Source organism: Caulobacter ginsengisoli, assembly GCF_030814835.1.
Lineage (GTDB): Bacteria > Pseudomonadota > Alphaproteobacteria > Caulobacterales > Caulobacteraceae > Caulobacter > Caulobacter ginsengisoli.
Genome location: NZ_JAUSVS010000008.1, coordinates 91,305 through 111,755, shown reverse-complemented (window position 1 = coordinate 111,755; position 20,451 = coordinate 91,305). Strand labels below are relative to the sequence as shown.

Sequence of the window (20,451 nt, the reverse complement as noted above, 5' to 3'; positions counted from 1 at the left end):
GCCACTTAGGCCTTGTCGAACTTGTCCTTGCGCCGGTGCCCGAACAGCAGCCGGTTCTCCAGCCGTCCGCGCAGGGCGACATAGTAGGCGCTGAGGAAGTCGCGGTCGCGCTCGCCCATGGCCGGCGTCCAGTCGATCTTGCGGCGGATGCGCTCGGCCACCGCCTTGAGGGTGGCCCGGTCGTTGGCCCGCAGCACCTGTTCCAGCACCTGCAGTTCCTTGACCCCGTAGGCGGCCAGCTGGGCCGGGGTGAAGTCGAAGCCCTTCAGCTGTTCGGCGCCGTCGTCGGAGAGGTCGGCCAGCAGCCGGCGCTTGGGCGCCTGCACCACCCAGGTCCCGGCGATCAGGTCGCCGGCCCGCAGCCGGTCGCGGTTGAACAGCGGGAACAGCAGGAAGATCCCCGTCCAGATGACGCCCGCCAGAATGATGCCGCCGTCGACCCGGGGCATGTAGGGCGCGAAGACCGACATCAGCAGGACCATGACCGGCAGGAAGAATTCCAGCTCCCGCATGGCGTTGCGGGCAAAGATCATCTCGGCCCGCAGCCGGCCGCCATTGCGGGCCGCGACCCGGATGCCCAGGATCCGCTTGCCGGGCGTGGCGGCGCGGGCGGTCATCTCGAAGCCGGTGAAATAGAAGCTGCGCAGGACGAACAGGCCCAGTGTGTAGACGATGCCCAGCACCTCGCCGGAGTCCTTGCCGGCGACCGAATAGGCATAGTGGATGGCGATGTCGGCGACGATCCAGACGATGATCATGAACAGCAGGTCGAGCACGAAGGCCCCGATCCGCTGGCCGCCGTCCGCGAGCCGCACCCGCAGATCGACCCCTTCGGGCGTGATCAGCTCGCGCTGACCGGGCGGCGCCTGGCCAAGGTCAATCGTGGACACTGGTCGGCCTCCAGCGGCGCGGCAGGTAGTAGAAGACCAGCCACAGGGTCAGCATGCCGCCGGCGATGGCGAAGCGGATCCAGTCGATAAGGATCAGCTGGCGGCCCAGCCCCTCCAGCACCCCGGCGCAGAACAGCATGACCAGCACCCCGCCCATGACGGTCCCCGCCGTGCGGCCGGCCTCCGCCGCCGCGTCGATCCGGCTCTTCTCGCCCGGGAAGATCAGCCGCCAGCCGATCCTGAAACCCGCCGCCCCGGCCAGGATGATGGCGAAGAGTTCGGTGGTGCCATGGATCAGCAGCCAGCCGGCCGCCTGCGGGCCCAGCTCCCTGGAGGCGAACAGCGCCAGGAACGCCCCGAACTGCAGGCCGGTCGTGGCCAGCAGGGCCGCGGTCGGCAGGCAGAAGGCAAAGCCCAGGGCGAAGCAGAAGATGGCCACCTGGGCGTTGTGGGTGAACAGGAAGCTGGCGAAGCCCGAGAGGCCCTTGTTGTCGCCGTCGTGATAGAGGGTCGAGCGCAGGAACTCGGTGGTGGCGGTCGGATCTCGCCCCTGGGACATGCCGCCCATGAACGGGTCGAACCAGTCCATGTCGGCGCTGACCATCATGTAGGCGGCGACCGCGCTGACGGCGAAGATGGCCAAGGCGACCAGGGTCTCGCGCCACAGCGACTGCACCGCCCGGGGCCAGTCGCGGGTGAAGAAGTTGGCGATCCGCTCGCCCAGCCGGGTGCGGGTGCCGTAGACGAAGAAATAGGCCCGGGTACAGAGGCTCTCCAGATAGTCGGTCAGGCCGACGTCGAGCGAGGTGGCCCTGGCCACCGACAGGGCCGACAGGGCGCCGCGATAGAGCACCGGCACGGCCAGCAGCTCTTCGTCGGTCAAGCCCCGGGCGCCCTGGCCCTCGGCCTTCTTCAGCAGGAATTCCAACCGTCGCCAGTCCCATTCCCGCTCGGCCCGGAAGCGGCGGCTCTTGAGCTGCAGTTCAGCCATGGAGACTTCTCAAGACAGGAGGGGTCCTCACAACAGATCCTTCCGTTTGACGTCCAGATAGGCGGACAGCAGGGCCGGGCCGATACGTTCGGCCGGGGCGTCGACGATGCGTACGCCCATGCGGCGCAGGCGGGTGATGACGGTTTCGCGCTCGCGCAGCAGGGCCTCGGCGGTGACCGCGCGGCTGACATCGTCGGCGGTGTGGGGTTCCAGCGCGGCCAGGCTCTCGAGTTCCTCGTCCCGCAGCACCACGAACAGCACCAGGTGGCGGCGGATCAGCCGGCCGATGTTCTCGATCATCAGCTCGGCGCTGGTGGAGTCGGTGAAGTCGGTGAAGACGACGATCAGCGAGCGCCGCTCCAGCTCGCCGCCCAGGGTGGTCAGGGCCAGGGTGTAGTTGCTCTCGTCGCCGGAGTATTCGATGCGCGAGGCCAGCCGCTGCAGCAGGCCGAAGCTGTTCACCCCCGCCGTCACCTTGGTCGACAGCCTGGGCCGGGCGTCGAAGGCGAACAGGCCGACCCGGTCGCCGATCCGCAGGCAGACATAGGCCAGCAGCAGGGCGGCGTTGATGGCCCGGTCGATCCGGGGCAGTCCCGCGAGCGGGTCGCTCATCGCCCGGCCGCAGTCCAGGGCCAGGATGATGTGGTGGTTGCGCTCGGTGCGGTATTCCTTGGTCAGCAGCCGGCCATGGCGGGCCGACTGCTTCCAGTCGACGGCGCGGCGGTCCATGCCGGAGACGTGGTCCTTCAGGGCGTGGAACTCGGTGCCGCCCCCGGTCTCGAGCTGGATCTTGGCCCCGAACAGGGCGTCGCGGGAGAAGAGGCGCATGGCCTCCTCCTTGACCGCCGGGATGTTGGGCGTGATCGGGATCGGGGCGTCGAGCGGCTGGGTGGTCTGCTTCCAGACCAGCCCCAGCGGCCCGCGCCAGCGCAGCCACAGCGCGGTGAGGCGGCCATCGCCCCGCCGGCGGGGGACCAGCCGGAATTCGGCGGCGAAGGCGCGGTTTTCCGGCCGCACCGTCCCGCGCGGCGGCTCCGCCGCGATGCGCGGATCGGCCTCCAGGATCACCTCGACCTCGCGGGGAACCGGGCCCCGTTTGAACCGGACCTGGAAGCGCGCCAGCCCCTCGCCGCCGGCGGCCAGCACCCGGGGGATGGTGGTCTCGACCTCCAGGGCCGAACTCCAGCCCGCCAGCATCCAGTCCAGCAGCACCCCGACCCCTACCAGCAGGCACCAGGCCGGCGCGGCCAGCCACAGCCGGCTCATGGCCAGGCCGAACCCCAGGGCGACGGGGGCGCCCAGGGCGGTCAGCAGGATGGCGCGGCGGGTGGGATAGATCATGTGAGGGTCAGCGCGGCGCCTCGACCTGTTCGATCAGGGCGGCGACGGCCTGGTCGACCTTGCGGCCCTCGATCTCGGCGGCCGGCGAAAGGATGACCCGGTGGCGCAGGGCCGGCAGGGCCAGGGCCTTGATGTCGTCGGGGATGACATAGTCGCGGCCGTGCAGGCAGGCCCGCGCCCGGCCAGCGGCGGCCAGCATGGCGGCGGCCCGGGGGCTGGCCCCGTTCTCGAAGTCGGCGTTCTCGCGCGTGGCCCGGACCAGGGACACCACATAGTTGATGATCTCGTCAGTCAGCCGCACCGCCGAGACCGCTGCGGCGGCCTCCGCCAGCTTGTCGGGGGTGGCGACGACGGCGACGCCCAGGGCCGCCGGGTCGGGCTGGCCGGTGCGCGAGCCGTGGCTGGCGACGATGCGGCGCTCTTCCTCGACGGTGGGATAGGCCACGGTCTGCTTGAACAGGAAGCGGTCCAGCTGGGCCTCGGGCAGGGGATAGGTGCCCTGCTGCTCGATGGGGTTCTGGGTCGCCACCACCATGAAGTGGTCGCCCAGGCTGTGGGGCACGCCATCCAGGGTGACGGCGCGTTCCTGCATGGCTTCCAGCAGGGCGGCCTGGGTCTTGGGCGGGGTGCGGTTGATCTCGTCGGCCAGCAGCAGGTCGCAGAAGATCGGCCCCCGGGTCAGGGTGAAGCTGCTGGTCTGGAAGTTGAACAGATTGGACCCCAGGATGTCGCCCGGCATCAGGTCCGGGGTGAACTGGATGCGGCCGAAATCCACCCCCAGGGTTCTGGCGAAGCACTGGGCCAGGAAGGTCTTGGCGGTGCCGGGTGGGCCTTCCAGGAGCACGTGGCCCCGGGCGAACAGGGCGATGAGCATCAGCTCGACCGTGTCGCCCTGGCCGACGACGGCCTTGGCCATCTCGTGGCGGATCCGCGTGGCGAGGTCGCCCACTTCAGTGACGTTCACGCGTCATCTCCCTTTTCCAGTCGTAGAGTTTGCGGGCGACCGTCATCAGGTCGCCCGGATTGCCGGCCCGACGGGCTTCGTCGAGCAATGGGGTGATGCCGGCGGGTTGGCCCGCCTGGGCGCTCAGCCGATCCAGCAGGGTGTTGAGCTCGGGGTCGGAAAGATCGCGCGGCGCCCCAACGGCCTTGGCGACGGCGGCGCGGCAGAGCAGGGCGTAGCGCTCGGCCATCCGGTGCTGGCGGCCGGCCATGCGGATCAGGCCGGCGGTGTTGTCGACCAGGGCCTGCTTGCCCAGGGCCAGGGCCCGTTGATTGGCCAGCGGCGGTCCGAACCGGGCCAGGGCGTGCAGCCCCATCAACAGGGCCGCCACCAGGGCGCAGAAGGTCGCCCCGACGAACGGCGGCTCGAAGGCCAGGCGCAGCAGGTTGTGGCCGCGCTTGTAGCCCTGGATGGTGACATCGAAGATCACCGGCCCCTCGTTGGCCCGCAGGATGTTCAGAATGGCCATTGCCGACTGCGCCGTGCCGGGGCTGCGCAGGCCCTGGGTGTTGAACAGGTCCGGATCGGTCAGCACATAGGTCTGGCTGTGATCCTTGCGCGCCAGCACGATGGCGCCGGTCTCGTCGAGCAGGATGGGCCGCCACTGCGGGCCGGCCAGGGTCTGGAGATTGTCGATCCGGCCGGGAATCCAGAAGGCCGGCTGGCCGGGTATGTCGGCCCGCCGCAGGGCCGGCCGGGCCGGCGCCTTGCGCTGGCTGACGACGCTGCCCTTGCCCAGCTGTGACAGCACCGAGCGCGGCAGCCGTTCGGGTTCGACCGGGCCGTACTTCTTGACCCAGCCGCGATGGCTGAAATCGGGTATGGCCCGCCATTTGGGCAGGACGATCAGCCGGGGTCCCGCGAACTGGACCTCGGCGAGGGCCTTGCCGTCGGTGCGCTCGTCGGGGGTCAGCACCAGCAGGCCGTCCTCGGCGTCCTTGGGCAGGGGGGCGCGGCTGATCAGCACCGGTATGCCCAGGCTCTTGGTCAGTGCGACCAGGCCGCCATAGCCGTCGGCCGAGCGGGACAGGGCGTGGGGTCCGGCCTCGTCCTGGCCGCGCAGCTCCGGCTCGAAGGCGGTGAGCAGCAGCAGCACCGCCGTGGCGGCCAGGCCGACCAGCACGATCCACAGCATGGTGCGGCCGCGGAACGGCCCGGTTTGGGTTTTCTCAGCCTTGCGGGCCTTGGGCGCGCGGCTCATCGCCAGGCCTCGGGGAAGACGAAGGCCTCGTAGGCGTCGCGGCACTGGCGCCAGCCGGCCGCGTCGACCGCATGGCCGCCGAACAGGCTGCGCTCGACGACCTGGGCGATCGTCATGAAGGCCGGCCGGGCCGCCTCAGGCAATTCCGGCAGGGCGGCGATGTCGCGGCTGGTCAGGGCCGGCTTGACCAGGCCCGGCCGCTTGCCGTGGATGTCCTCGACCCCCCGCAGCAGCAGCAGGTGGGCGGCTTCGTCATAGCGGCCCTTGGCGGCCAGGGCGTCGGCGTCTTCCAGCAGCACCAGGGCCTTGGCCTGGTCGGGGCGGAATTCAGCCTGGATCTGGGCCTTCACGGCCTTGCGCCGGCCGGTCCAGCCCCAGCGGGCCGCCAGGCCCTCGCCGACCAGCACCCAGAGCAGCAGCAGGACAACCACCGCCAGGCCGATCCAGAAGGCCCAGCCCAGAAGTTTTCCCAGGGGTTCGAGGAAGCTGAGATCCAAGCCATTGCCTTTCGGCTCCGGCGGCCGGTCCATCTGGAAGGGCGGGAAGTCGAACTGCAGGCTCTTGTCGTGCAGCAACCGCTCATGAGCCCGGGCGACCGCCTCGGCTGAAGCGCCGCCGGTTCCGTTCGCCCCACTGGTTACGCTGTCTGCCCTGCCCACCGACGGGTGATAGCATGCCGCCCGGCAGAATCCGAAACCGCTTTCGCCCTGCCGGCCTGCGGCCTCTCGTCCGGTATTTCGCGTACAATTCCGACACATCGGCGCCCCCATTCCGACGCGAGGCGGGAGAAAACTCCGTTCCGCCGCTTGGCCGACGCCCCAAAGTCGGATAGCGGCTGGCTTGGCCGAACCGGGTTCGTTAAGCTTCCGTTCGGCGGACGGTTCTTGGGGGAGGGCGTCAATGCGATCGAATTGTAGCCCGCGAGGGCGGCGAGCCTGGGTATGACCATGCGCACCCTGGCCGTGATGTCGCTGAAGGGCGGGTCGGGCAAGACGACCCTGTCGCTGAACCTGGCTGGCGCCGCCCAGCGGGACGGCGGTCCCATCGTCCTGGCCGACGCCGATCCGCAGCATTCCCTGAGCGAGGCCCTGGCCTCCCGCGCGCCCAGCGCCCCCTACAGCTGTGTTCCCACGGCCCTGTCCAAGCTCTTCCAGTTCAAGCAGGAGTGCCAGCGGCAGGGCGCGCGGATGCTGATCATCGACACCCCGCCGGTCCTTTCGGCCGACCTCTCCCAGGCGGTCAACTTCTCGGACCTCTGCGTGGTGGTGGCCCGGCCGACCATCCTGGACCTCAACGCGGCGGTGAAGTCGGTGCGCATGGTCAGCCGGCTGAACGGCCGGGTGGCGCTGCTGCTCAACCAGGTCCCGCACGCCCGGCAAGGTATCGAGACGCCCCTCGTCCGCAACGCCATCGGGGCGCTGCATGCGGCCGGCATCCCGACCTCGGATGTGATCATCCGCTCGCGGGCCGCCTATCAATACGCCGCCTCGCGCGGTTGCTCGGTCCTCGAAGCTGGCGGCGACCCGGCCGCCGAGGACGAGATGCTCAGCCTCTGGCGCCATCTGCAGGAGCGTATGCAGGAACAGCCGGCCCTCGGGGTGGGTTAGCCGATGGAAGCGGGCTGGCGGGCTGTCGCCATCCTCTACAACGCCCTGATGACCGGCCTGGTGCTCAGCCTGGTCAGCCGGCAATCGCTCCTGGGGGGCGAGGCGGTGGCCGCCGACTTCGTGTTCCGCCACTTCCGCCGCCAGCACCTGGAGAAATTCCTGCCCGGCCTGGAAAAGCTGGGCCTGGCGGACCAGCCGCCGGCCATCGCCGCGGCCCTCTACCATTTCCATTCCAACGCCCTGGGCGGAGTGAAGACCGAATACTTCGCCGAGAGCCCGACCAAGGCCTGGGTGCGCTATCCGCCGCCGCGCTGGATCTGGCGGGGCGCGGCGGTCTGCGGCGTGCCCACGAGCGTCAACGCCGCCATGCTGCACGGCTGGCACGGCCACAACGGCGTCTCGCTGAACGAGCCCCGGCTGGGCTTCGTCTGCACCGGCCAGATCACCGAGGGCGATCCGGGGCTGGAGGGCTACTACCACCTGGCCGACGCGCCGCTCGCCGAAAACCAGCGCGTCCGCTTCGTCCCCGATGAGCGGATGCCGCGCTTCGACCTGGCGACCCAGCCAACCCTGCCGACCGCCGAGTGGCCGCCCGAGCGCCTAGCCCGCACCCACCGGGCCTATGCGGTGGAATACCTGCGCAGCCTGACCCCGACGCTGCAGGACCTGCTGGGGCCGGCCGAGGGCATGGCCGAGCTGGCGCGGACGGCGCGGCTGATCGGGTTGCAGTACCAGGAGGAGGTGGCGGGCCTGCTGCCCGGGCTGGGGCCGCTGGACCTGATCGCGGCCCTGCTGGAGGCCCACGGCGAGGCCGTCGAGCGCGATGGCGACAGCCTGATCCAGACCGGCTGGAAGACCATGGCCGGCGTAAACCTGCCCGACGAGGCCCCCGCCTTCGACGCCTGGACAGCGTTGTTCGGCGGCATGGTTTCGGCGGCGGATCGGTTCAGCAAGCTTGAGGTGAAACGATCCGGCCCGACCGCCCGCTGGCGGATCAACTCGGCAGACCCGCGCTGAGCGACAGTACGTCCAGCCTGCGCCGCCGGGGCCGGCTCTTGACCGTCCACAGCAGGAAGACCGGGATCGCGGCCGCCAGCAGCACCAGCTTGATCCAGATCAGCGGGCCCAGCGGCGTGGGCAGGGCGATCAGCACCAGGGCCAGCAGGGCCAGCATGGCCAGGGCGAGCAGCAGCTGGACGCCATAAACCAGCGGCGTGGCCCCGACCGAGGCCCTGGCCTTGGGGGCCTCGCGGGCCACCGCCGCGATACAGGCATGGGCGAAAGGGGTGAAGCTGGCGCGGCGGTCCTCGAAGTCTCCGACTCCGCGGTAGTGACCGTTGTCGATGGTCAGCGACCGGCCGCCGCTGGCGCTGAGGGCCAGCAGGTAGCGCCAGCGTTTCCAGCGGGTCGGGGCGTAGGCCGTGCGCACCGCCGTGACCTCGCGCCAGGGCAGGCGGGCGACCGCGCCGTCCGGGCGGCGGCAGGTGAGAGCCTCCGGCTCGACAGTCCAGACCTGTTCGCCGGCGTCCAGGATCGAGCGCCGCTGCGCGTAACTGACCATGCTCGTCCCCTTGACGCTGGCCCAGTCGACACCGTGCGCCCGCCCCGCCGGGCCGACATCATCGGGAAGGGGGGCCGGATGCGGCTTGTCCCGGGACCCTGATTGAAGGATCGTGCGGGCCGCTGTCTGCAGGAGAACCCGCATGGTCCGGTCCAACGTCCTGGGCGTCGAGCCCCTGACCCCCAACATCGGCGCCGTCATGCGCGGGGTGAACCTGGCCGAGCCGGCCAGCGACGACCTGATCGGCGACATCCGCGCCGCCCTGCTCAAGCACCAGGTGGTGTTCTTCGAGGACCAGGACCTGACCCCCGACCAGCAGAGCGACTTCGCCCGGCGGTTCGGTGACCTGCACATCCATCCGCTGTATGAGCGCGACGGCAAGAACCCCGAGATCATGATCATCGACAACCATGTCGATAACCCCACCGACAACAACTTCTGGCATACCGACGTCACCTTCATCGACACCCCGCCGATGGGCTCGATCCTGCATGCCCGGCAGCTGCCGCCGGTGGGCGGCGACACCATGTGGGCCTCGATGACGGCCGCCTACCGGGCCCTCTCCAAGCCGATGCAGAAGTTCCTGGAGGGCCTGGAGGCGGTTCACGACTTTGCCTACGCCTTCACCCCGCAAGGCATCGCCGGCTCGCAGGCCGGGGCCGAGGCCTATGAGAAGGGCCGGCTGGCCAATCCGCCGGTCATCCACCCGGTCATCCGCACCCATCCCGAGACGGGCGAGCCCTGCATCTTCGTCAATTCGGTGTTCACCAGCCGCATCAAGGGGCTGCGCCGCGAGGAGAGCCGCGCCCTGATGGCCTTCCTCAACGCCCACATCCAGCAGCCCGAGTTCGTGGTCCGCTGGCGCTGGACGCCGGGGGCGGTGGCCTTCTGGGACAACCGCGCCACCCAGCACCGGGCGGTCGACGACTTCCTGCCCCACCGGCGGATCATGCACCGGGCGACGGTGCTGGGCGACAAGCCGTATTTCAAGGCAGCCTGACGCCGGATCGCCGGCCGAGATTGCCAAACGCCGATATTCCGGGCCTCCTAGCCTGAACGAGGCGGGAGTTCGGGGTATGTCGCAGTCGTCGTCCGAACGCGCCCCGCCGACCTGGCGCCAGGTCGCCGCGGTGGTGGCCGGCAACGGGCTGGAATTCTACGACTTCCTGACCTTCAGCTTCTTCGCCGTACAGATCGGCCAGACCTTCTTTCCGTCCAAGGATCCGACCATCAGCCTGCTGGCCTCGCTGGCGACCTTCGGGGCGGGGTTCCTGACCCGGCCGATCGGGGCTTTCTTCATCGGCCGGTTCGCCGACCGGGCCGGGCGGCGGCCGGCGATGCTGCTGTCGTTCAGCCTGATGGGGTTTGCCATCACCGGCATCGCGCTCACCCCCAGCTACCACAGCATCGGCATCGCCGCCCCGATCCTGGCGGTAATCTTCCGCCTGCTGCAGGGGTTCGCCCTGGGCGGCGAGGTCGGGCCCAGCACCGCCTATCTGCTGGAAGCCGCCCCGCCGCATCGGCGCGGCTTCTACGCCTCGCTGCAGTATATGGGACAGGACACCGCCGTGCTCTGCGCCGGGCTGATGGGCGTCTTGCTCTCCAGCATCCTGTCGGCGGGCGACCTGCGCGACTTCGGCTGGCGGATCGCCCTGCTGGTCGGGACGGTGATCGTGCCGTTCGCCCTGATCCTGCGCCGGGGTATCGCCGAGACGCTGGTCCCGGCCGCGCCGGCGGACGACGCCGGGCCAAAGCCAAGGACGCCCATTCCCTGGCGGGTGGTGATCCTGGGCTTCGCCATGCTGGCCGCCGGCACCACCGCCAACTACGTGCTCGACTACATGACCACCTATGCCAGCACGACCCTGCACATGGCCACCAGGCTGGCGTTCGGGGCGACGGTGGCGGTCGGCCTGGCGGGCCTGACCTGCGACATGCTGGGCGGGGTGCTGTCGGACCGCTATGGCCGGCGGCCGGTGATGCTGACCTTCTGGATCGCCCTGCTGATCGCCGTGGGCCCCTGTTTCTGGATGATCGCCCACTTCCGCAACCTGGCGGCCCTGATGACCGCCACCGCCATCCTGTCGGGCCTGCTCAACCTGTCGACCTCGGCGATGCTGACCTCGGTCACCGAGTCGTTGCCGATGCAGGTCCGGTCGGGAACGCTGGCCATCGTCTACGCCCTGGCCATCTCGGTGTTCGGCGGCTCGGCCCAGTTCAATGTGGCGGCCCTGACCCACCTGCTGCAGTCGGAACTGACGCCGGCCTTCTACATGGGCGGCGGGGTGCTGATCGGCCTGGTCGCCATGCTGATGATGCGCGAGAGCGCGCCGGTAAAGCTGGGGCCGGCCCTGGCGACCTCCGCCGCGGCGCCCTGAGCCTGGCGCCGGCGCCTTGCCAACCGGGCGCCGGCGCGAGACCCTCCGCCAGGCCCGCTGGAGAAGTCCCATGCCCAAGGTCGAGGTCGTCGAATACACCGACGCCGTCTGCTCCACCGCCTGGGGGGCCGAGCCGTTGCTGCGGCGGCTGGACTGGCGCCATGGCCACCACCTGACCTGGCGCAAGGTGATGGGCGGCCTGGTCGGCAACGCCGCCACGGGCAAGGACGGCTGGGACCGCGTCTCGGCCGCCGAGCCGATGAGCGCCTACTGGAAGCGGGTCTGGAAACTGACCGGCATGCCCTATCCCCACCCCATGCGGCTGATGCTGCAATCGACCGACCCGCTGGGCGCGGCGGTCAAGGCCGCCGAGCTTCAGGGCCAGGACGTCGCCCACCGCGTCCTGCGCCGCTTCCGCGAGCAGATCTTCCTGTTCGGCATCGGCCCCCAGACCCCCGACGAATTCGAGGCCGCCACGCAGGGCGTCCCAGGCCTCGACCAGGCCCGCTGGCGCACCGACCAGCAACGCCCCGACGTCGCCGCCGCCTACCAGGCCGACTGGCGGGAAACCCGCGAACCCAACGACTACGTCCGCCACCTCAAGCACGACAGCCCGATGAATGGGGAACTGAAGCATTCCGAGGGGCATGACCGGTACGCGCTGCCGACCCTGATCTTCAAGGGGCCGGGCGGGGAGCACACCGTGGCGGGGTGGGTTCCTTACGAAGAGTACGAGGCGGGGCTGGAAGCGGCGATGCCGGGCGCGACGGCGGACCCGCGGCCGGACCCCACGCCGCAGGAGGCGTTCGCGCGGTGGGGCGTGCTGACCGAGCAAGAGCTGGCGTTCCTGTGCGGGCAAGGGGCGGAGGCGCCGGCGGGTGCGGCGACCTATGACTGGGGCGACGGACTGGCCTACTTCAACGGCGCGGAAGCCCAGGGACGGCTTTGACCCGTCCCTATCGCTTTTTCTTCGGTTTCTCCGTCTCGGGCCGCACATAGATCGGCGCCAGCGCGTCGTACGCCGCCCGCGCATCGATCACCCGCCACTCCGCGCCCTTGAACCGCTCCGGCAGGTTGGCCTTGTCGACAAAAACCACCGACAGTTCGGTGCTGAACCCCGTCGGATCGCTGCGCACCACCGAGCCGTAATAGGTCGAGTTGAGCGTGTGTTCGACATCGGCCCTGGCCAGGATGATCAGCCCGCTCTTGCCGGCCTGCAGGGCCAGGTCGGCGGCGCGGAGGAGGGCCATTTCCTCGGCGACGGCGGGGTTGGTCTGCATGCTGCGGAACTTCACCGTCGCGACGTCCGGGCCATATTCGCTGGTCAGGGCCGGGGCGACCTTGACGTCGGTGAAGCCGGACTCGTCGCCCGTCCAGATGCCGCTGCCGGCCTTCTTGTAGTTGGGGAGGTGCTCGGCGGTTTCGGCGGTGGGCAGGGTCTCGAACAGGGAGGCCACGCCGCCGCGCCGGGATTTGATCACGGCCGGGATCGGTGGGGTCGGGGGCGGGGTGGCGGCGGCGACCACCTGCAGGGTTTCAGGCAGGGTCTTTGGGTCGGCCTTGAGGCGGACGGCCAGGGCGGTCATGAACTCGCGGCCGATGACGTTGCGGGGCGGCGGCTCCTTGACCAGCGTGTCGACCACGGCGCCCGCCCCACCCTCGTCGATCTTCACCCGCCGCTCGACCAGCGAGGTCCAGCTGTTCAGCTGCGCGGCGCCGCGCACGGCCAGGGCGTCCTGTTGCCTGACCTTGCTGGCCGCCGCCGCGATCTGCGACTTCTTGGGCTTCTTCTCGGCCAGCAGCGGCGGGTCGCGGACCAGGGCGGCCTCGAACCGCGCGCGGACGGCGGCGAGGGCGGCCCGGGCCTCGGCCCCGCGCCCCTGGGTCGCCAGGGCGTAGGCATAGCTTCCGCCGCGGTCGATCCAGAACAGGTTGGTGTTGAGGATGTCGACGGTGTCGTATTCCAGCACCGTGCCGCCATAGGCAAAACGCTGGCGGGTCTTGGGCGCGGCCAACTGGCCGTAGAGGGGGATGGCCTCGGCCCAGCGGCCCTCGCCGATCATCCGCTTGTAGAGCCCGTCGATGGAGCTGGGCTGCAGCCGGGCGGTGGCCCGATCCAGGATTTCCAGCAGCTTGGGATCGCCGTCCTCGCCGATGGCGATCAGGGCCGAGAACGGCGCCTGGCGGCTGTAGGGCCGCTGGCTGAGCAGGCGCATGGCCAGGGCTTCCGACCCGGCCTGGTCGCCATTCAGCCCCTGGGCGTAGGCGCGCACCAGGCCCAGGCTGATCCCCTGGCTGCGGGCGAAGAAGGGATCGGCGCGGTCGGCGATGGCGGCGTCGGCCAGGTCCAGGTCGGCCAGGGCGCCCTTGGCGTCGCCCTTTTCCAGCCGGTGCAGGGCGCGGGCCTGCAGCAGGTTGACCTTGCGCCGCCAATAGGCGGGCAGCAGGTGCTCGTCGGCCAGGGCCGCGTCGCAGGCGGCGATCCCGGCTGTCCCGCGGTTGGTGTCGGCCTTGGCCGTGGTGCCATAGCCGGGCGGATTGAAGATGCCCCAGATGTTGGCGTAGCTGGTCATGCCGTCGCCGCCGGACGCGGGCATGCCATAGCCGTCGCACTGGCTGAAGATGGTGCTGGCCGTCTGGGTCAGCACGTTGTTGGCCAGCGCCGGCGAGGCGGTGACGGCGATCAGGCCCAGCGACAGGCCGATGATGGTTTTCTTCACTGGTAAGCCCCCTGCAACTGAAGGGAGCCTAGCGCGAGGTCGCGGCCGCGATCAATCGCAACAGGCGGTCACACAGGCTTCGGCCAGGGCCTGAGTGGCGTCGATCAGCGGTGCGGAGGCGGTCTTCAGCACCAGGGGCAGTTCCGTGCAGGCAGCGATCACCGCCCCCGCGCCGGCGGCGATCAGATCCTCGGCGAGGGCGGCCATGCTGTCGGAGACCCCAGGGCCCAGGTCGCCGGCCTTGATCCGGTAGAGGTTTTCCATGAACCGGCGCCCGCCCGCCTCGCCCAGCCGCAGGGGCGTCAGACCCATGACCTCCAGTTGGGCGGCGTAGAGGTCCACGGCCGCCCCGGTGCCGATCAGGCCGATGCGCCGGGCGCCTGTCGCGGCGGCGGCGGCGCAGGCGACCTCGATCAGATCGATCAGCTTAAGACCCGAGGCCGCCTCGATCGCCGCCGCATGGGCGTGGGCGGTGTTGCAGGGCATGGCCAGGACCTCAGCGCCGGCGTCCCGCAGGCCCGCCGCCATGCGGGCCAGCTCGGCCTCGGCGGCGTGGGCGTCGACATTGCGGTCGGGGACCTGTGGGTTGAGGTCGACCAGGGTGTGGATGTGGTCCTGGTCGCGGCCGGCCGGCGTGGCGGCCTGCAGCTTGGCCAGGAAGTCGACGGTGGCGGCGGGACCCATGCCGCCCAGGACGCCCAGCGTTTTCATACCAGGGCCGGCTCCAGCTCGCTGTGATAGCCGAACAGGCCCTGGGCCCCGCCAGTGTGCAGGAAGACTACCGTCTCGCCCCTGAACTGACCCTGCTTGGCGAGGGCGATCAGGCCCTTCATCGCCTTGCCGCTGTAGACCGGATCGAGCAGCAGGCCCTCGGTGCGGGCGGTCAGGGTCAGGGCGTCGATCACCGCCTGGTCGATCAAGCCATAGCCGGCGCCGACGAAGGAGCAGTCGGCGACGACCATCTCGCGCTCGATCCTGCCGGGCTGGCCCAGCAGGTCGGCGGTCTGGCAGGCCAGCTTGAAGACATTCTCCTCCTGTTTGGCCTTGGGCGCGCGGACGCCGATGCCCAGGATCGGGATGTCGGCGCCGGTCAGGGCCATGCCGGCGACCAGGCCCGCTTGCGTGCCGGCGCTGCCGGTGGCGGTGACCAGGCGGTCGATCCGCAAGCCCTGCGCGTCGGCCTGGACGACCAGTTCGCGGGCGCAGTCGGCATAGCCCAGGGCGCCCACCGGGTTGGAGCCGCCGCCGGGGATGATGTAGGGCGTCCCGCCGGCCTGCCGCACGGCCCCGGCCGTCTCCTCCATGGCCGCGTTCATGTCGGTGTCGGCGGCGACGAAGCGGGGACTGGCGCCCAGCAGGCGATCGAGCAGCACATTGCCCGAGCCCAGATAGTCGGCGGCTTTCGAGCCGGTGCGCTCTTCCAGGATGACCTCGCATCTGAGGCCGAAGCGGGCGGCGGCGGCCACGGTCTGGCGGACATGGTTGGACTGCACAGCGCCCTGGGTGATCAGGGTGTCGGCGCCCTGGTCCAGGGCCTCGCCGAGCAGGAATTCGAGCTTGCGGGTCTTGTTGCCGCCGCCGGCCAGGCCCGTGCAGTCGTCGCGCTTGACCCACAGATCGACGCTCAGCGCCGCGCCCAGCCGGGGCAGGGGTTCGAGCGGCGTGGGCAGATGGGCAAAGCGGGCGCGCGGGAAACGGGCGAGATGCATAACGATGGTCCTTGAAGTGGCGCTCGATTGGGGCCTAGTCTCGAATCCAACGGATCGCCGGGGAGGGCGCCATGATCTCCAAATCGCTTCTGGCCGCAACAGCGGGTCTGACTTTGTCTCTGGTCCTGGCCTCGTCGGCCGGCGCGGCGGACTCGGTCGTCGGCGGCAACCTGGCCAAGTCCTGCGCCCAGTCGGTGTTCGACGGCGCCCGCGACGACGCGGCGCTGCAGCTCTGCACCCAGGCCATCGCCACCGATCTGCTGTCCAATCGCGACCTGGCCCGCACCTATATCAATCGCGGCGTGCTGCAGCTGCGGCGCAAGGCCTATGATCGGGCCTTGGCCGATTTCGACCGCGCGGCGACCCTGGCCCCCGACATGGGCGAGGCCTTCGTCAACCAAGGCGCGGCGCTGATCGCCCAGCGCCGCTACGACCTGGCGGTCAACGCCATCGACCGCGGCCTGGCGCTGGGGGCCTCCTCGCCGGAGCGCGCCTATTACAACCGCGCCCTGGCCAATCTGCATCTGGACAATCTCCAGGCGGCCTATGGCGACCTGATCAAGGCCTCGCAGCTGGCCCCCGACTGGGACGTCCCGCGCCGGGAACTGGCCAAGTTTCCCACCGACTGGGCCTGAGTATCACTAGTCGGCAAGGGCCTTGGTTCGTGCTACCCTGAGGTTGCGCCATGACCGCACGCCTCGGAGGGACCCCATGACCCCGAAATCAGTGCTTATCCTCGCCGCCGCTTTCACCCTCGCCGCGCCCCTGACCGGCAACGCCTCCTCCTTCGTGCTGGGCGGGGGCCTCGCCAGAGTCTGCTCGCAGGCCGCTATAGGCGGCCTCTCCGACGAAAAGTCGCTGGAGACCTGCAGCCTGGCCATCCAGACCGAGCTGATGGCTGGGCGGGACCTGGCGGGCACCTATGTCAACCGCGGGGTCATCGAGCTGCGCCGCAAGGCCTATGACAAGGCCCGGGCCGACTTCGACCGCGCCGTGAAGATCGCCCCCGACATGGGCGAGGCCTTCGTCAACCGCGGCGCCGCCTACATCGCCCAGCGCCAGTACGCGATGGGCCTGGCCGAGATCGACAAGGGGCTGAAGCTGGGCTCCGACGAGCCGGAGAAGGCCTATTACAACCGCGCCCTGGCCAACGAGGGCCTGGACGACATGAAGTCGGCCTATTTCGACTATCTCAAGGCCTCGGAACTCAAGCCCGACTGGGACGCTCCGAAGAAGGAACTGACCCGCTTCACGGTCAGCCAGCCCTGAGGTCTCGTGCGTAAGGTTCTGTATCCGCTGGTGTTCGTGGCGGCAGCTCTAACAGGGGCCGCCGCCGCCCAGACCACGCCCGGCTTCGACCAGCTGCAGCGCGACGCGGCCTGGCAGGACATGGAGCTGGCCCGCCAGCAGGCGCTCGCCGCCCAGCGCGACGCCTTCGCCGCCCAGCAGCGCTATCAGGCCCAGCAGACCATCCAGGCCCTGAAACAGACCTCGCCCTACGCCAGCCCGCCGGTTCCCGGTCTCAAGCCCCCACCGCTCGACGCCCAGCTGGCGGCCGACGCCGAGCGCATCCGCATCCTGCAGGACCAGCAGCTGGCGGCCAGCAATGCCCGCATCCTGGCCATCCGCCCGGCCATCGACGGCCCGCCGCCGAAGAAATAGCGCTTCTCGCCTGACGCGAAGCCGTGCAGCCAAATCCAAACTTCGGCGCTAAGGTCTGCGGCAGGGGACTTCAGGGAGCGGACCGATGCGCTGGGAAGGCGGACGGCGGGAAGGCAATATCGAGGATCGCCGCGGCATGGGCGGGGGCGCCCGGGCCGCCGGCGGCATCGGGCTTGGTGGGCTGGTGGTGCTGCTGATCGGGGTCTTCGTCTTCCATATCGATCCCAACGACATGCTCAGCATGCTGACCAGCGACGGCAATGCGCCGATCTCGGGCCAGGCGGGCGTGCGGGGATCGCCCAACGACAAGGCCGCCCAGTTCGTCGACGTGGTCGAGACCTCGAACACCGACGTCTGGTCCGACATCTTCGCCCGCTCGGGCCGCACCTATCAGCCGCCCAGCGGTGTGGTGCTCTATGACCGCGCCACCGATACGGCCTGTGGCCTGGGCCAGGCGGCCATGGGGCCGTTCTATTGCCCCAATGACCGCAAGGTCTATCTGGACCTGGCCTTCTGGAACGAGCTGGAAACCCGGTTCGGCGCCAAGGGCGATTTCGCCCGGGCCTATGTCATCGCCCACGAGATCGGCCACGGGGTGCAGAACCAACTGGGGGCCATGGCCGAGGTCAAGCGGCTGGGCGCGCGCGGGGCCGAGAGCGGCTCGGTGCGGCTGGAGCTGCAGGCCGACTGCTATGCCGGGGTCTGGGCGGCCCGGGCCGGCCAGGTCTCCAACGGCGCCATCGGCATCGACGGCCGCGACATCGCCGACGGCATGGCCGCCGCCTCGGCGGTCGGCGACGACACCCTGCAGGCCAAGACCCAGGGCGAGGTCGTCCCCGACAGCTTCACCCACGGCACCAGCGAGCAGCGGATGCGCTGGTTCCAGAAGGGCTTCCAGAACGGCGACCCGGCCGACTGCGACACCTTCCGGGCGGCGGTGCTGTAGGGCTTGTCAGTCGAAGGTCGCGGCGACATCGCCGTCGGCCGCCAGACCCTTGGCGAGGCGGAGGTCGATGTGGACGGCTGTCCCGGCCAGCTGCCAGAACAGCACCGCCAGCGCCGTTGCCATGTAGGCAACCACCACCCTGAGCAGCATGCCGTCCGGCGCGACCAGGGTGACGATGACGCCCAGAATGATCAGGAAGAACAGGGATACCAGCACGCCCGCCACGTAGAAGCCGCCGATCAGCAGGCGCGATCCGCTGGTCAGGGCGGCCGTCCTGCCCAGAACGGCGGCCAGCGAGCCGCCTCCGGTCAGGGCCCCGGCGATGGCGGGCGCCCAGAAGATCAAGACCACCAGGCCGGTGGCGAAGCGGGCCAGGCCGAACAGGCTGGCCATGCCCTGCAACCCCGGCAGCAGCGGTCCGAAGCTATTGGCCAGGAAGATCGGCGCATGGCCGATAGCGACCAGCGTCGCGGCGGCCAGGAAGGCGGTGGGCAGGCGTCCGGTGGGGATGGGTGCCGGCTCGCCCTCGGCGGCGGCGCGCAGCATGGCCCTGGCGGCGGCGACCCCGCCGCAGGCCATCACCGCGATGGTGGCCACGACGGCCAGGGGACCGTCCCGGAGCGGCTCGTCACGGCCGATGAAACTGAGCCACTGCTTGAACGCCTCCAGTCCGTAGAGGATGGCCATATAGGCGACCAGCAGGAGCAGTATCGTCACCGGTCGACGCACTACGGCCCGCACCATCAGGGCGACGACATGGCCGATGTCCAGGCCGCGCTGGGCGGGTTTAGAGCTCAATCAAAGGTCTCCAGCAGCTCGTCGTTCAGGCCGTCATGGGCTTCACGGCGGTCGAGATAGAAGGCCGCCGAGGCCAGCCACCAGAACAGGAACTGCACATTGCTCAGCAGCGTCGTGAGCAGATGGGAGATGAGGGGCGCTTTGGGGACATTCATGGCCAGCAGGACCAGGCCGGGTGCGGAGGCGAGCACGACGAGCAGGGATGTCGCCAACAGCCCCAGGATGACCGTCCAGCGGCCGCGGCGAGACAGCGCGAAGGCGCGCTTGAAGCTGTCGCCGAAGCCGTGCCGTTCGACCAGGGCGACGGCCCCGGCTGACAGGCTGAAGGCCAGGATCAGCATCGTCGCCAGCATGCCGGCCAGGCCCACGGCCATGAACAGCAACCCAATCTCGCTGACGCCGAGCGCCGGGAACAGATCCGGGTTCAGCGCCGCCGCCACCTGGAACACCAGCTGCGGAAGGCTGGCCAGGAGCACGATCGTCAGCACGGCCGGCAGCGCCCGCAGGCCGACCCACCGACTGGCGGACACGCGAACGCCGCCAGCCTGCAGCGCCGCGCCGACGGCGAGCGCGAACACGACCGCCCGCGAGATAAGAATGACCAGATACCAGGCCAGGACCTGAGGATTGGCGCGGCCCGCCATCAGGCTTCTGGGCAGTGACTCATCGACGAGCTTCACCGGCAGGTTGGGCAGCATCAGCGCGGCCAGCAGCAGCAGGACAGTCAAAGGTCGGCGACGGACAACCCCACCTGTCCGGCGCAGCAGGCGGCCCAGCTGGACGCCGGGCGCGCGGGTTCTCTGATTGCTCATTGGCTTACGCCTGATGGCGCGTTCGGGAACGGGTCCCGTAGGCGGCGCATTTCCAGATAGAGGACCGTCTCGAACACGAGCGCCAGCACCATCGGTATGTCGTAGAGCAGATAGGACAGGGCGGTCTCGGCCGGCAGAGGCCGTACATAGGCGAGCTGGACCAGCCCATGGATGGTCTTCCAGATCATTTCCGTCGCCAGGGCGATGCCGCTGCAAAGCCCGGCCACGATCAGGCGGCGTCCCCGGATGAGAGTGGCGCTGCGCGCCAGGGCCTGGCGGAAGCCCAGGCCCTCCTCGATGACGACAGAGGCGGCGACCCCGAACCAGGCGGTAAACAGGATGACCGCCAGCCGCAGGATCAGGTCGGTGAACAGCCAGGCGTTGGCCGGCGGCATCAGGTAGGCCAGCGGGCGGCCCCAGTTCTGGACATCGAACATCAGCTGGATCAGCAGGAGCGGCCAGAAGGTTCGGGTCAGCATGGCCATAGCGCCGCTCAGGTTGACCGCCCGGCCGCGATGGTCGCAGAGCGTCAGCCAGACCACCAGCCCGACCGTGATCGTCCCAATGCCGGCCCAGAGTACGAGCCGCAGTGCCCAGACCAGCCACATCAGCCAGGCCTGTCCCGCGTCGCCGACAAGGTCGTGCAGGGGCCACAGGATGGGATGCAGAATCTGCGAGAGGGGGTCCTGAAGACGGAGCAGCAGCAGGTCGATCTGCGACCCCAGGACGGCCGGCGCCACGCCGCCGAACAGGAGCATCAGGACGAGGGCCCGCCGCCGGCGCCAAAGCGTCTCCCCCGTCGCGGCCAGGACACGGAGGATTTCAAAGCGGG

Annotated in this window: 22 protein-coding genes; 9 read left to right on the top strand and 13 right to left on the bottom strand. The window is 69.9% G+C overall.

The window, feature by feature from the left end; translation table 11 throughout:
- Window positions 1-5: 5 nt before the first annotated feature.
- From QO010_RS18000 to QO010_RS17975, 6 genes are read right to left on the bottom strand one after another with little or no spacing between them, the layout of a single operon-like run.
- On the bottom strand, window positions 6-890 hold the full coding sequence (locus QO010_RS18000) for an RDD family protein (RefSeq protein ID WP_307351439.1): 885 nt from the start codon (window positions 888-890) through the stop codon (window positions 6-8).
- A complete protein-coding gene (locus QO010_RS17995; RefSeq protein ID WP_307351437.1) occupies window positions 877-1,881 on the bottom strand; it encodes a stage II sporulation protein M in 1,005 nt (334 codons plus the stop codon). Before QO010_RS17995 ends, QO010_RS18000 begins: the two co-directional genes overlap by 14 nt.
- A gap of 27 nt (window positions 1,882-1,908) precedes the next feature.
- Window positions 1,909-3,222, bottom strand: a complete 1,314-nt coding sequence (locus QO010_RS17990) for a DUF58 domain-containing protein (protein ID WP_307351435.1) — start codon at window positions 3,220-3,222, stop codon at window positions 1,909-1,911.
- Window positions 3,223-3,229: 7 nt separating this feature from the next.
- Window positions 3,230-4,186, bottom strand: a complete 957-nt coding sequence (locus tag QO010_RS17985; RefSeq protein WP_307351434.1) for an AAA family ATPase — start codon at window positions 4,184-4,186, stop codon at window positions 3,230-3,232.
- On the bottom strand, window positions 4,173-5,426 hold the full coding sequence (locus QO010_RS17980) for a DUF4350 domain-containing protein (RefSeq protein ID WP_307351432.1): 1,254 nt from the start codon (window positions 5,424-5,426) through the stop codon (window positions 4,173-4,175). Before QO010_RS17980 ends, QO010_RS17985 begins: the two co-directional genes overlap by 14 nt.
- The gene (locus QO010_RS17975) at window positions 5,423-6,085 is read right to left on the bottom strand and encodes a DUF4129 domain-containing protein (RefSeq protein ID WP_307351430.1); all 663 of its coding nucleotides are present in this window, start codon (window positions 6,083-6,085) and stop codon (window positions 5,423-5,425) included. The genes QO010_RS17980 and QO010_RS17975 overlap by 4 nt, the downstream gene beginning before the upstream one ends.
- Window positions 6,086-6,367: 282 nt before the next feature.
- On the opposite strand from QO010_RS17975, the gene QO010_RS17970 reads away from it, so the two are divergent.
- Both QO010_RS17970 and QO010_RS17965 read left to right on the top strand, forming a co-directional pair.
- Window positions 6,368-7,033 (top strand): nucleotide-binding protein, encoded by a 666-nt coding sequence (locus QO010_RS17970; RefSeq protein WP_307351429.1) that lies wholly within the window; start codon window positions 6,368-6,370, stop codon window positions 7,031-7,033.
- 3 nt (window positions 7,034-7,036) lie between these two features.
- Window positions 7,037-8,050 carry a hypothetical protein gene (locus tag QO010_RS17965; protein ID WP_307351427.1) on the top strand — a complete coding sequence of 338 codons (1,014 nt, stop codon included), beginning with the start codon at window positions 7,037-7,039 and terminating at the stop codon, window positions 8,048-8,050.
- On the opposite strand, the gene QO010_RS17960 is transcribed toward QO010_RS17965, so the two are convergent.
- Window positions 8,028-8,594 (bottom strand): hypothetical protein, encoded by a 567-nt coding sequence (locus tag QO010_RS17960; protein ID WP_307351426.1) that lies wholly within the window; start codon window positions 8,592-8,594, stop codon window positions 8,028-8,030. The two genes, QO010_RS17965 and QO010_RS17960, sit on opposite strands and share 23 nt — an antisense overlap.
- A 142-nt stretch (window positions 8,595-8,736) precedes the next feature.
- Between QO010_RS17960 and tauD the strand changes: the two genes are divergently transcribed.
- From tauD to QO010_RS17945, 3 genes are all read left to right on the top strand, one after another.
- Window positions 8,737-9,594, top strand: coding sequence for a taurine dioxygenase (gene tauD / locus QO010_RS17955; RefSeq protein ID WP_307351425.1), 858 nt, complete (start codon window positions 8,737-8,739; stop codon window positions 9,592-9,594).
- A 76-nt stretch (window positions 9,595-9,670) separates the two neighbouring features.
- Entirely contained in the window at window positions 9,671-10,972 is a 1,302-nt protein-coding gene (locus QO010_RS17950) for an MFS transporter (RefSeq protein ID WP_307351424.1), read from the top strand.
- 70 nt (window positions 10,973-11,042) lie between these two features.
- Window positions 11,043-11,921 (top strand): DsbA family protein, encoded by an 879-nt coding sequence (locus QO010_RS17945; protein WP_307351422.1) that lies wholly within the window; start codon window positions 11,043-11,045, stop codon window positions 11,919-11,921.
- Window positions 11,922-11,928: 7 nt separating this feature from the next.
- Here QO010_RS17945 and QO010_RS17940 read toward each other — a convergent pair whose 3' ends face one another.
- The 3 genes from QO010_RS17940 to cuyA are packed head-to-tail and all read right to left on the bottom strand — an operon-like array spanning window position 11,929 to window position 15,401.
- Window positions 11,929-13,692, bottom strand: a complete 1,764-nt coding sequence (locus QO010_RS17940; RefSeq protein ID WP_307351421.1) for a hypothetical protein — start codon at window positions 13,690-13,692, stop codon at window positions 11,929-11,931.
- Between the two features lie 51 nt (window positions 13,693-13,743).
- Complete coding sequence (cuyB, locus tag QO010_RS17935) at window positions 13,744-14,403, bottom strand: cysteate racemase (protein WP_307351419.1); 660 nt, start codon at window positions 14,401-14,403, stop codon at window positions 13,744-13,746.
- A complete protein-coding gene (cuyA, locus tag QO010_RS17930; RefSeq protein WP_307351417.1) occupies window positions 14,400-15,401 on the bottom strand; it encodes a D-cysteate sulfo-lyase in 1,002 nt (333 codons plus the stop codon). The genes cuyB and cuyA overlap by 4 nt, the downstream gene beginning before the upstream one ends.
- 71 nt (window positions 15,402-15,472) lie before the next feature.
- Here cuyA and QO010_RS17925 point away from each other — a divergent pair, with 71 nt between their 5' ends.
- From QO010_RS17925 to ypfJ, 4 genes are all read left to right on the top strand, one after another.
- Complete coding sequence (locus QO010_RS17925) at window positions 15,473-16,036, top strand: tetratricopeptide repeat protein (protein WP_307351415.1); 564 nt, start codon at window positions 15,473-15,475, stop codon at window positions 16,034-16,036.
- Window positions 16,037-16,112: 76 nt separating this feature from the next.
- A complete protein-coding gene (locus QO010_RS17920; RefSeq protein ID WP_307351414.1) occupies window positions 16,113-16,670 on the top strand; it encodes a tetratricopeptide repeat protein in 558 nt (185 codons plus the stop codon).
- Window positions 16,671-16,676: 6 nt separating this feature from the next.
- Window positions 16,677-17,063, top strand: coding sequence for a hypothetical protein (locus QO010_RS17915; protein WP_307351412.1), 387 nt, complete (start codon window positions 16,677-16,679; stop codon window positions 17,061-17,063).
- Window positions 17,064-17,148: 85 nt separating this feature from the next.
- Complete coding sequence (gene ypfJ, locus QO010_RS17910) at window positions 17,149-18,009, top strand: KPN_02809 family neutral zinc metallopeptidase (protein WP_307351411.1); 861 nt, start codon at window positions 17,149-17,151, stop codon at window positions 18,007-18,009.
- Window positions 18,010-18,015: 6 nt separating this feature from the next.
- Here the strand turns inward: ypfJ and QO010_RS17905 are convergent, their stop codons facing one another.
- From QO010_RS17905 to QO010_RS17895, 3 genes are read right to left on the bottom strand one after another with little or no spacing between them, the layout of a single operon-like run.
- Window positions 18,016-18,807 (bottom strand): hypothetical protein, encoded by a 792-nt coding sequence (locus QO010_RS17905; protein ID WP_307351410.1) that lies wholly within the window; start codon window positions 18,805-18,807, stop codon window positions 18,016-18,018.
- Window positions 18,804-19,619 carry a hypothetical protein gene (locus tag QO010_RS17900; RefSeq protein WP_307351409.1) on the bottom strand — a complete coding sequence of 272 codons (816 nt, stop codon included), beginning with the start codon at window positions 19,617-19,619 and terminating at the stop codon, window positions 18,804-18,806. The genes QO010_RS17905 and QO010_RS17900 overlap by 4 nt, the downstream gene beginning before the upstream one ends.
- Window positions 19,616-20,377, bottom strand: coding sequence for a hypothetical protein (locus tag QO010_RS17895; protein WP_307351407.1), 762 nt, complete (start codon window positions 20,375-20,377; stop codon window positions 19,616-19,618). Before QO010_RS17895 ends, QO010_RS17900 begins: the two co-directional genes overlap by 4 nt.
- Between the last annotated feature and the right edge of the window lie 74 nt (window positions 20,378-20,451).

Excerpts from the sequence above, each read along its gene's own strand:
- QO010_RS17900 (WP_307351409.1), bottom strand. The coding sequence starts at position 19,619 with ATGAGCAATCAGAGAACCCGCGCGCCCGGCGTCCAGCTGGGCCGCCTG.
- QO010_RS17990 (WP_307351435.1), bottom strand. The coding sequence starts at position 3,222 with ATGATCTATCCCACCCGCCGCGCCATCCTGCTGACCGCCCTGGGCGCC.
- QO010_RS17970 (WP_307351429.1), top strand. The coding sequence starts at position 6,368 with ATGACCATGCGCACCCTGGCCGTGATGTCGCTGAAGGGCGGGTCGGGC.
- QO010_RS17965 (WP_307351427.1), top strand. The coding sequence starts at position 7,037 with ATGGAAGCGGGCTGGCGGGCTGTCGCCATCCTCTACAACGCCCTGATG.
- cuyB (WP_307351419.1), bottom strand. The coding sequence starts at position 14,403 with ATGAAAACGCTGGGCGTCCTGGGCGGCATGGGTCCCGCCGCCACCGTC.
- QO010_RS17920 (WP_307351414.1), top strand. The coding sequence starts at position 16,113 with ATGACCCCGAAATCAGTGCTTATCCTCGCCGCCGCTTTCACCCTCGCC.
- tauD (WP_307351425.1), top strand. The coding sequence starts at position 8,737 with ATGGTCCGGTCCAACGTCCTGGGCGTCGAGCCCCTGACCCCCAACATC.
- ypfJ (WP_307351411.1), top strand. The coding sequence starts at position 17,149 with ATGCGCTGGGAAGGCGGACGGCGGGAAGGCAATATCGAGGATCGCCGC.
- QO010_RS17945 (WP_307351422.1), top strand. The coding sequence starts at position 11,043 with ATGCCCAAGGTCGAGGTCGTCGAATACACCGACGCCGTCTGCTCCACC.
- QO010_RS17960 (WP_307351426.1), bottom strand. The coding sequence starts at position 8,594 with ATGGTCAGTTACGCGCAGCGGCGCTCGATCCTGGACGCCGGCGAACAG.
- QO010_RS17950 (WP_307351424.1), top strand. The coding sequence starts at position 9,671 with ATGTCGCAGTCGTCGTCCGAACGCGCCCCGCCGACCTGGCGCCAGGTC.
- QO010_RS17980 (WP_307351432.1), bottom strand. The coding sequence starts at position 5,426 with ATGAGCCGCGCGCCCAAGGCCCGCAAGGCTGAGAAAACCCAAACCGGG.
- QO010_RS17895 (WP_307351407.1), bottom strand. The coding sequence starts at position 20,377 with ATGCTCCTGTTCGGCGGCGTGGCGCCGGCCGTCCTGGGGTCGCAGATC.
- QO010_RS17925 (WP_307351415.1), top strand. The coding sequence starts at position 15,473 with ATGATCTCCAAATCGCTTCTGGCCGCAACAGCGGGTCTGACTTTGTCT.
- QO010_RS17995 (WP_307351437.1), bottom strand. The coding sequence starts at position 1,881 with ATGGCTGAACTGCAGCTCAAGAGCCGCCGCTTCCGGGCCGAGCGGGAA.
- cuyA (WP_307351417.1), bottom strand. The coding sequence starts at position 15,401 with ATGCATCTCGCCCGTTTCCCGCGCGCCCGCTTTGCCCATCTGCCCACG.